The sequence below is a fragment of the Kitasatospora sp. NPDC059722 genome, assembly GCF_042733235.1.
In the GTDB taxonomy this organism is placed as follows: Bacteria; Actinomycetota; Actinomycetes; order Streptomycetales; family Streptomycetaceae; genus Kitasatospora.
In genome coordinates, this window is sequence record NZ_JBHWGD010000042.1 from 18042 (window position 1) to 26922 (window position 8881).

The 8881-nt window shown below is 74.1% G+C and carries 9 protein-coding genes and 1 riboswitch; of the genes, 5 read left to right on the top strand and 4 right to left on the bottom strand.

Annotated elements, in window-relative coordinates; translation table 11 throughout:
* Positions 1-545 precede the first annotated feature (545 nt).
* Positions 546-1706 carry a hypothetical protein gene (locus ACFV4F_RS25130; protein ID WP_380505555.1) on the top strand — a complete coding sequence of 387 codons (1161 nt, stop codon included), beginning with the start codon at positions 546-548 and terminating at the stop codon, positions 1704-1706.
* Here the strand turns inward: ACFV4F_RS25130 and ACFV4F_RS25135 are convergent.
* The 3 genes from ACFV4F_RS25135 to ACFV4F_RS25145 all read right to left on the bottom strand — a co-directional run bounded on the left by ACFV4F_RS25135 (position 1703) and on the right by ACFV4F_RS25145 (position 4176).
* Positions 1703-2422, bottom strand: a complete 720-nt coding sequence (locus tag ACFV4F_RS25135; RefSeq protein ID WP_380505558.1) for a hypothetical protein — start codon at positions 2420-2422, stop codon at positions 1703-1705. The genes ACFV4F_RS25130 and ACFV4F_RS25135 overlap by 4 nt on opposite strands.
* A gap of 244 nt (positions 2423-2666) precedes the next feature.
* Complete coding sequence (locus tag ACFV4F_RS25140) at positions 2667-3425, bottom strand: sensor domain-containing protein (RefSeq protein WP_380494047.1); 759 nt, start codon at positions 3423-3425, stop codon at positions 2667-2669.
* Between the two features lie 100 nt (positions 3426-3525).
* Positions 3526-4176 (bottom strand): GNAT family N-acetyltransferase, encoded by a 651-nt coding sequence (locus ACFV4F_RS25145; RefSeq protein ID WP_380505561.1) that lies wholly within the window; start codon positions 4174-4176, stop codon positions 3526-3528.
* Between the two features lie 42 nt (positions 4177-4218).
* Here ACFV4F_RS25145 and ACFV4F_RS25150 point away from each other — a divergent pair, with 42 nt between their 5' ends.
* Positions 4219-5148, top strand: coding sequence for a hypothetical protein (locus tag ACFV4F_RS25150; RefSeq protein WP_380505564.1), 930 nt, complete (start codon positions 4219-4221; stop codon positions 5146-5148).
* 57 nt (positions 5149-5205) lie between these two features.
* On the opposite strand, the gene ACFV4F_RS25155 is transcribed toward ACFV4F_RS25150, so the two are convergent.
* Positions 5206-6039: a M23 family metallopeptidase gene (locus tag ACFV4F_RS25155; protein ID WP_380494042.1), complete on the bottom strand. Its 834-nt coding sequence runs from the start codon at positions 6037-6039 to the stop codon at positions 5206-5208.
* A gap of 12 nt (positions 6040-6051) precedes the next feature.
* Positions 6052-6210: riboswitch (cyclic di-AMP (ydaO/yuaA leader) on the bottom strand.
* A 252-nt stretch (positions 6211-6462) separates the two neighbouring features.
* On the opposite strand from ACFV4F_RS25155, the gene ACFV4F_RS25160 reads away from it, so the two are divergent.
* The 3 genes from ACFV4F_RS25160 to ACFV4F_RS25170 all read left to right on the top strand — a co-directional run bounded on the left by ACFV4F_RS25160 (position 6463) and on the right by ACFV4F_RS25170 (position 8332).
* On the top strand, positions 6463-6753 hold the full coding sequence (locus tag ACFV4F_RS25160) for a YiaA/YiaB family inner membrane protein (protein WP_380436885.1): 291 nt from the start codon (positions 6463-6465) through the stop codon (positions 6751-6753).
* A 143-nt stretch (positions 6754-6896) separates the two neighbouring features.
* A complete protein-coding gene (locus tag ACFV4F_RS25165) occupies positions 6897-7724 on the top strand; it encodes an alpha/beta fold hydrolase (RefSeq protein ID WP_380505567.1) in 828 nt (275 codons plus the stop codon).
* Positions 7725-7762: 38 nt separating this feature from the next.
* Complete coding sequence (locus ACFV4F_RS25170; RefSeq protein WP_380436881.1) at positions 7763-8332, top strand: TetR/AcrR family transcriptional regulator; 570 nt, start codon at positions 7763-7765, stop codon at positions 8330-8332.
* The last annotated feature ends 549 nt before the right edge of the window (positions 8333-8881 follow it).

Sequence of the window (8881 nt, forward strand, 5' to 3'; positions counted from 1 at the left end):
TACTCAGTAGCCGAAAGGCCCGGAGGATCCGTCCTCCGGGCCTTTCGCGTTCCCCCGGCCGTACGCCGCCCGCCGCCCGTCGCTCTTGGCGCCGGCCCTGTTTCCGCCCCCGGCGCCGACGCCGGCCCCGGCACGAGAGCGCCCGAGCGGTCGCGCGAATAATCCGTTGCCCTCCCTCCGGGGCGCTGCCTACAGTGACGGCACACTGAAAGGAGGTGATCCTGAATTGAGTTCCATCAGGATGCGTGAGGTGGCTGCTCGCTAGAGCCGCCCCTGCCTGCGCTGGGTGGAGCCCTCGGGCTCCCGGCAGGCGAAATCCACAGCAGTCACCCGGCCCGTGGGCTCACCGGTACATCCCCGGTGCCTCGGCGCCTGGCCAGTGCACGGGCCGGCGCGGAGGAGCAGCCCACGGGCCGTCTGCGTTTCTCCGTCCGTCGTCGCCGCGGCACCCGCGCGGCACCCCCGGGGCGTGTCCGCGGTGGGACCACGACGCTAGAGTCGGCCGGGGTTCCGGAGCGGAGCGACGCGGGCACAGGGGGTACGCGATGACGAAGGCGCGGCGGCGGACCGGCACGGCGGCCCTGCGGACGGCTCAACGGGCTGCGGCCGCCGTCCTGTTCGGGACGGGCCTGCTCGGCCTGCTGCTCTTCTCGCTCGGCCGCGCCCACGCCTGGCAGGCGCTCGGCGGCGGGCTCGTGATCGCCGGGGCGTCGTCGGTCGTCGGCGGTGCGCTCGGCTTCCTGTTCGGGGTGCCGCGGGTGCGCAACGGCTCGGGCGAGCCGCAGGGCTCGTACGCGCCGAACACCAACCTGGAGCAGGTCTCGGACTGGCTGACCAAGGTGCTGCTCGGGGTCGGGCTGACCCAGCTCGGTTCGCTCGGCGAACGGCTGCACCAGCTCGGCACCGCGCTGGCGCCCGCACTGGGCGGCGAGGACGCGGCGGTGCCGTTCGCGGCGGCGCTGGTGCTGTACTTCACCGTCTTCGGCTTCCTGGCCGGCTGGCTGGTGACCCGCCTCGCGCTGCCCCAGGTGCTGACCGACGCGGACCAGGCGCTGGACCTCTTCCTGGCCGGGCAGGACCGCGACCGCCACGGCGACAAGGTCGGCGCGGACGACCTGCGGGTGCGCGCGATGCAGCAGCTCGGGGTGCTGGGCGGCAGCGCGGACCGGCCGGGCGCGCTCGCCGCGCAGCTGCCGCCGTCCGCCGGGTCACAAGCGGCCGGGCCGGACGGCGTGGTGGCCGAGGTCCGTTCGACCGCACGCCGCTCGGCGCTCACCGCCGACCAGGTGCGGGACCTGTACGCGGACGGCTCGGAGGGCCGCCGGATCCAGGCGCTCGCGCTCATGCAGGGCGATCCTGCGCTCGCCGACCTGTCGAGCGTGCTGGACGCGATCGAGCGCCCGCGCTCGGGCTTCGAGCAGTACCACGCGCTGCTGGCCGCGCGGGGCCTGCTCTCCGGGCTGCCGGGCGCGGAGGCGCAGCGGCTGCGGGACGCGGTGGCCGGGCAGTTGATGCTGCCGGACGGCATTCCGTACGGCTCGGACCGGAGTTGGCTGGCGGAGAAGATCCTGTCCCGGCTGGAGGCGCCGACCGGCCCGCAGGCCCCTGTGTCCGTACCCGCTTTCGTGCCCGCGCCCGCTTCTGTGCCTGCTTCCGTTCCTGCGGTCGTTCCGCCGCGGCAGGCGGCTCCGGGGGACGGCTCCTAGGCGGTGCGGCCGGCCTCGCGGCGGCGGCGGTCGGCGGCCCGCAACGCGAGGACGCGGCGGGTGTGACCGTCCCCGGCGCGCGGGAAGCGGCGGATCTCGCTGGTGACCCGGCGCTCCCCGAGCGCGTACCGCAGGGCGTCGAGGTGGCCGCAGGCGCGGCCGCGGCCGTCGTGCAGCGGGTGGACGAGCACCTCGCCGTCCGGGGAGGTCACCCGGACCAGCTCCACCAGGGCGTCCAACTGCCGTGCCGGAGCGAAGCGTTCGGGGTAGGCGAAGAGCAGGTAGCCGCTCAGGGTGAGGGCGAACGTGCCGTCCGCGAACGGCAGTCGGGGCAGCGCGGCGGCCACGTACCGCTCCGGGTGGGCGGCGGCGTCGGCGACGTACAGGCGGCGGGCGCGGTCCCAGCTGCGCAGGTAGCGGTCGGGCGGGAGCAGCCGCGCGGACAGGTACAGCTCGGGGCGGGTGGTCATGGCGGCGGCCATCGCGGCCCGGGCGGCGAGCGCGTGGGCGGCGACGGCGGGCGGGGGCAGGGCGTAGGCCGGGTCGGCGGCGATCACGCGGCAGCCGAGGGCGCGGGCCTCGGCGGGGAGACCCGCGGCGCCGCCGGGGCAGTCGAGCACCGGTCCCGGCAGGGCGGCTAACCGGGCCCGGGTGAGGCCGAAGAGCGCGCAGTACTCGTCCAGGGGGCGGGAGGTGACCAGCGGGTCCGGGTCCACGGCCGGGTCCGCGGCGCGGCCCGGGTCTGCGGCCGGGTCCGTGGCTGGGCCTGCGGCCGGGTCTGCGGCCGGGTCTGCGGCCGGGTCTGCGGCCGGGTCTGCGGCCGGGTCTGCGGCCGGGTCTGCGGCCGGGTCTGCGGCTGGGGTGTCGTCGGCCACCCGGCCATCGCAACACGGGCCGGCCCCGGCCGCATCCGGAGCGTTCCGGGGCGCGGTCGGGGCCGGGAGGGGCTCGCTCGGCGGGTCAGCGGCCGCACAGGCCCTGGATCGCGGCCCGGTTGACGTTGGTCAGGCTGCGGACCAGCTGTGCGGTGAGGAAGACGATCACGATGCCGGCCACCGACACCGCGGCGATCTGCCCGGCGCCCTCGACGAAGTAGACGTGCTCGACGCCCTTGCCGTCCGTGTAGTCGAACACCTTGTAGCCCCGCCACGAGGTGAAGGTCGGGAAGACCCAGTGGTAGAGCGGGTAGAGCGCCATCGTCCAGCCGACCAGCAGGAACACCAGCGTCATCGCGAAGCTGAACACCGCCCACGGGAACATGACCACCTGGTACAGCACGCCCTTCCACCCGGCCGCGTCCGCCAGCCGCGCGGTGATCGCGCCCCACGTGCCGGGCCGGCTCTGGCGCACCGGCGCCGGTCCCGGCACGTCCAGGCCGAGCATGCCGCGGGCCCGGGAGCGCTCCAGCCGGCCGAAGCCGCGGGCCGCGACCGTCAGCCCGGCCAGGACGGGCAGTCCGAGGGCGGTCACGAAAGTGCCGACGCCGAACGAGAAGAGGATGACGGCGACGGCGAAGCCCACGAGCCCGACCGGCAGCCCGGTGAGGGCGTAGCCGACCTCGCGGTAGTAGTGCGCGGAGAACGGCGCCCGCCAGAACGGCGGCGGTTCCTCGGTGCGGCGGGCCCGGGCGGGGCGGCTGTCGTCGGTGCGCTCGCCGGTGCGGCCGTCGTGGCCGTCCAGGACGTCCCAGTCGCGGTCGTGTGTGGTGAAGCTGCTCATGTCCCGGCCCCTGCCCGTCTCGTTCCCCTGCTGACGGTTCCATTCTTGTGGGGCGGGGTGGTCCGGCGGCATCCGGAGGCCTGGCGGATCCGGGGTGGGGTTAACCCCCCGTACCCGCCGTTCCGCTCCCCCGCCACTCGTCGGCGAGGAGCGAGTACAGGTACGAGTCGGACCAGACGCCGCCCTTGAGGACGTCGTGCCGGACCCGGCCCTCCCGCTGGAAGCCGAGCTTCCCGAGCACCCGGACGGAGGCCGCGTTGTCGACGTCCACGGAGGCGGCCAGCCGGTGCAGGCCGAGGTGGTCGAAGGCGAGGACGCACAGCAGCCGGGCGGTCTCGCTCCCGTAGCCGTGCCCCCACGCGTCCCGGCGCAGCACGTACCCGAGCTCGGCCGACCGGTACGGGCCGAGGGTGAGGGCGGCCTGGCCGATCGGCGCGGCGTCCGCCGGGTCGTCGGCTCCGGCGGCGGCTCGGGGTGCGGCGTCGGCTCGGGCTCGGGCGTCGGCTCGGGGTGCGGCGTCGGCGCCGTGGAGGGTGACGGCCAGCCGGTAGGTGTCGCGTTCCTCCTCCATCGCCCCCTCCAGGTAGAGGGCGAGCTGGTCCGCGCAGGCCTCGCGGTCGCGCGGCTCGAACGGGAGGTACCGCGTGACCTCCGGGTCGCCGAAGAGCGCGTGCAGCGCGTCCAGTTCCTCCGGGGTGTGGTGGTACTCGCGGATGGCCAGCCGGGGGCCGGTGAGACGTACGGGGACCATGGCTGCCGACCCTACCCCCGACCAGCGGTTACCGTTCGAGCTATGAACGACGAAGACCTGCGGCTCGCCCCGCGCACCAGGGCCGCCGACCTGCTCGCCTGGGCGGCGGCGGAGGGCCGCACCCCGGTGGCCGAGGCGCCGCTGCGCACGGTGCTGGCGCTGCTGGAGCTGGGCGAGGGCAGGATGCGCGACGGCTGGCCCGAACTGACCTCGGACGCCGTGGAGCACCTGCTGTACGAGCGGCTCCACCTGTACGTCCAGCCCGCCCCCGACGAGGACCCGTTCGCGTACGGCGAGGCCGTCCGGCTGCTGGTCGACCACCAGCGGGCGGCGAAGCGGCTCAACGCCAAGCGGCAGGAGCGGCTGCACGCCGAAGCCGAGTGGCAGGGCGAGGTCGCGGCCGGGCTGCTGCGCCGGGCCGACCTGGTGACGTGGCCCCGGCTGTACGCGGTGCTGCTGCGCGCGCACGGGGTGGACGTCACGGACGGGGCCGCGGTGCGGGACTGGCTCGCCGGGTTCCTCGAACTGGCCGAGGAGGACCGGCTGGACGCGTTCGCCGCGCTGGCCGAGGCCGGGTGGCTGGACGAGCCGGACGAGCAGGGCTGGGGCCCGGGCCGGGTGCTGTCGGTCGGCATGGCCACGGACGGCGCGCGGCGGCTGCTGGAGCAGGGCCTGATGCGGCGCAGCTACCGCAACCTCGCCGAGCTGAACGCGCTGGGGCGCCCGATGCCGGACGAACTGGCCGGGGACTTCGGGCAGTTCGAGGACGCGGCGGTGCAGGCGGCGCTCGCGCTGTGCGGCGAGTGGACGGTGCCGGGGCTGCCGCGGCTGCTGGTCGAGGAGTTCCCGGAGCTCGCGCCGGAGCCGGGGCCGGCGGAGATCGAGGCGTACCTGGCGCAGTTGCCGCAGGCGTCTGAGCCGTCGGAATCGCTGGAATCGCTGGAATCGTCGGAGCCGTCGGAACGGGACTGATGCGGAAGGCCCCGGCCGGCGACGGTCGGGGCCCTTCCTGTTTGCGTTGCGCGGCGGCTAGGGGTTCAGGCCGCGCTGCTGGAGCCAGGTCTCCGGGTCGACCGGGGCGCCGCCGCCCGGGCGGACCTCCAGGTGCAGGTGGGGACCGGTGACGTTGCCGGTGGCGCCGACCTTGCCGATCTGCTGGCCGGAGGTCACCGTGCCGCTGCCCTTGATGATCGAGGAGAGGTGGCAGTACCAGATCTCGGTGCCGTCGGGCAGGGTCTCGACGATGCGGTAGCCGTACGCGCCGGACCAGCCGGCCGAGGTGATCGTGCCCTGGCCGACCGCGAACACGGCGGTGCCGGTGTCGGCGGCGAAGTCCAGGCCGGTGTGCAGGTGCGCCCAGTAGCGGGCGCTCTGGCCGTAGTGGGCGCTCAGGTTGTAGTCGCGCACCGGCAGCGTGAGGGCGGCGGCCTTGGCCTTCTCGGCGTCGTCGGCGGCCTTCTTCGCCTCGGCCTCCTTGGCGGCGGCCTTGGCCTGGGCCTCCTGCGCGGCCTGCACGCGGGCGCTCTCCTCGGCGGCGGTGCGCTGGCCGTCGGCCTGCTGCTGGATGCGGGCGGCGAGCGCGAGGCCGGGGTCTGCGGCGAGAGCGACCGGGGCCTCGTCCGGGGACTCGACGGCGGGCGCGGCGGCCGGGGTCGCGGAGGCGAAGCCGGTGGCGCCCAGGGTGGCGGCGACGGCGGTGACGCCGAGCAGCGGGGAGGCTCCGCGGGTCTGACGCGGCATCCGGTGGCGGTTGGCCTCGGCCTCCGGGGCCGGGAACTCGTCCCCGGCCGGACGGGGGTGGTCGAGGAGCTGGGTACCGGCGGCAGGGCCGGCGGGCTGTGCCGGGGTGTGCGTCGACGCCACGGAGGCGTGCTCCTTTCCTTCCTTCGCGCCTACCGGGTTAGCTGACGGGTTCGGAGCAGGAAGGTCTCCTACGGCCGGGCCGGGGCCCCGCCGATTCACCCCAAGGAACGTGGTTCCCCGGCTCCCTGACCTGCCCGGAGGCCGGCCGGCGGGATTAGGCGACGGCGCACGGTGCCGTCTGGGTACGGCGTTTCGACCGCGCTGCGTTATCAAACGTTAATCCTAGGGCGCCCTGATTCCAAGCCATCCGCCCGGGACGGCCGACAACCGGGCGGGTGCCTTGCGCCCTATGACTGATTTGCGGCTCTTACCCACCCCTGGCACTACTTAACGTGATTGGGCATCACCGAACGACGGCCTGACCAGGCCCGTCTGAGTACTCCTACTCATGTGCGGCGGCCGGACCGCCGCCATCCTGGCGCCATGAACGCACCGATGCAGTCACGCACCACGGCCGCGTACTACCTCCAGGCCGTGCTCTCCTTCGCCCTGTCGGGCACCGCCCTCGCCCTCGGGATCGCCTACCTGCCGGTCGGGGCCTGGACCCGGGCCTTCCTCGGGATCGGCCTGCTCTACACCGTCACCTCCTCCTTCACGCTCGCCAAGGTCATCCGGGACAAGCAGGAGACGAACGAGATCGTCACCCGGGTGGACCAGGCCCGGCTGGAGAAGCTGCTCAGCGAGCACGACCCGTTCAAGGTCGAAGGGACGTGAGGGGGCGGGGTGCCGGTCGGCGCGGACGACCTCCTCACATCGGAGCGGGCCGATAGCTTGACGGCTAAGGCTATTAGCCTTAGCTTTATGGCTATCGGCAGCACCGCCGATGCCACCGCAGCAGCGGACCGAGGAGGCCCACCATGAACGGCACCACCACCCCGGACACCCAGTACCTCGACGTTCCCGGCGGCCGGATCGCCTTCGACGACACCCTGAAGGGCGACGGCACCCCCGTCGTCCTCCTCCCCGGGATGCTCGACAGCCGCCGCTCGTACCGGCACCTCGTCCCGCTGCTCGCCGCCGCCGGCCACCGCGTCATCACCATGGACCTGCGCGGCTTCGGCGAGTCCTCGATCGCCTGGGACGACTACGCGCCGGGCGCCATCGCCGCCGACGTCCTCGCCCTGCTCGACCACCTCGGCATCGAGCGGGCCGTCCTGGCCGGCAGCTCCTACACCGGGGCGACCGTCGTCAAGGTCGCCGGGGACGCGCCCGAGCGGGTCGCCGGGATCGTCCTGATCGACGCCTTCATCGAGAACCTCCCGCAGAACGCCCTCATGCGCGGCGTCGTCCACGCCATGGGGACCGTCGTCATCCACTGGCCCGCGTTCTGGGGCTTCTACCACCGCAAGCTCGCCTACCCGGGCGCCAAGCCGGCCGACTTCGACGCGTACGTGGCCGGGCTCGTCGACGCGCTGCGCACCCCCGGCCGCAGGACCGCCACCCGCGGACACGTCCGCGGCGACTCCTCGCCCGTCGGCTGGACCGCCGCCGTGCGGTGCCCGGCGCTCGTCCTCATGGGCACCAAGGACCCCGACTTCCCGAAGCCGGAGGTCGTCGCCGACCGGCAGACCGCGGCGCTCGGCGCCCGGAAGGTGATGATCGACGGCTCGGGGCACTACCCGATGGCCGACAACCCGCAGGCCGTCGCCGGTGCCCTGCTGCCCTTCCTCGCCGAGATCGCCTGAGCCTCCTCCCCCGGATCACGACACAGAGAGACCGAGCCATGCCCCGAGTCGGACTGACGCCCGAGCAGGTCGTCGACCACGCCCTCGCCCTCATCGACGACCAGGGCCCGGACGGCCTCACCCTCGCCGCCGTCGCCACCCGGGCCGGCGTCGCCACCCCCTCCCTGTACAAGCACGTCAGCGGCGGCCTCACCGAACTGCGGCGGCTCATCGCCGTCCGCGTCACCGAGGAACTGGCCGCCCGACTCGCCGACTCCGCCCTCGGCCGCAGCGGGGACGACGCCGTCGCCGCCGTCCTCCGCGCCTACCACGCCTACGCGACGGCGTACCCGCACCGGTACAACGCCCTGCCGCAGGCCCCCCAGGCGGACGACGACCTCAACGCGGCGGCGGCCCGGCTGGTGGGGGTGATCGTCGCCGTCCTGCGGGAGTACGGCCTCGACGGCTCCGAAGCCATCCACGCCGCCCGCACCGTCCGCTCCCTCGCCCACGGCTTCGCCTCCCTCTCGATCGCCGGAGCCTTCCAACTCGCCGAAGACCTGACCACCACCCACGACCGCCTCATCACCACCCTGACGAGCGGCCTCCACACCTGGCCAAAGGCCTGAGGCGACACGAGAAGTCGGCCGCGTCGACTTCTCACGCAGACGAGATCGAGGCCGGTCCCGATCGCGCCCCCGACGAGGCCGCCAACCTCTCGCTACGCGAAGGCGCAGCAGCAGGTTGAGGGCAGCACGAAAAGTCGGCGAGACCGACCTCCCAGGCGAGCAGGACGCGACCGCCCCCTCCCCCACCACCCGAGGACAGCACGAAAAGTCGGCAGGGTCGACTTCTTACGGGCCCTGGAATCCCGGGGCACAACACACGAGAAGTCGGCCAAGTCGACCTCTCGCGCGACCGGACTCGGGCCGGTCCTGATCGCGCCCCCGAGGCCGACAACCCCTCGCGCCGACAGTACCGGGCCACTCGCCACGCGAGGGCGCGGCAGCAGGTTGAGGGCAGCACGAAAAGTCGGCGAGATCGACCTCCCAGGCGAGCAGGACGCGACCACCCCCTCCCCCACCACGCGAGGACCGCACGAAAAGTCGGCAGGGTCGACTTCTTACGGGCCCTGGAATCCCGGGGCACAACACACGAAAAGTCGGCCGAGTCGACTT

Excerpts from the sequence above, each read along its gene's own strand:
- ACFV4F_RS25130 (WP_380505555.1), top strand. The coding sequence starts at position 546 with ATGACGAAGGCGCGGCGGCGGACCGGCACGGCGGCCCTGCGGACGGCT.
- ACFV4F_RS25140 (WP_380494047.1), bottom strand. The coding sequence starts at position 3,425 with ATGAGCAGCTTCACCACACACGACCGCGACTGGGACGTCCTGGACGGC.
- ACFV4F_RS25145 (WP_380505561.1), bottom strand. The coding sequence starts at position 4,176 with ATGGTCCCCGTACGTCTCACCGGCCCCCGGCTGGCCATCCGCGAGTAC.
- ACFV4F_RS25150 (WP_380505564.1), top strand. The coding sequence starts at position 4,219 with ATGAACGACGAAGACCTGCGGCTCGCCCCGCGCACCAGGGCCGCCGAC.
- ACFV4F_RS25160 (WP_380436885.1), top strand. The coding sequence starts at position 6,463 with ATGAACGCACCGATGCAGTCACGCACCACGGCCGCGTACTACCTCCAG.
- ACFV4F_RS25165 (WP_380505567.1), top strand. The coding sequence starts at position 6,897 with ATGAACGGCACCACCACCCCGGACACCCAGTACCTCGACGTTCCCGGC.
- ACFV4F_RS25170 (WP_380436881.1), top strand. The coding sequence starts at position 7,763 with ATGCCCCGAGTCGGACTGACGCCCGAGCAGGTCGTCGACCACGCCCTC.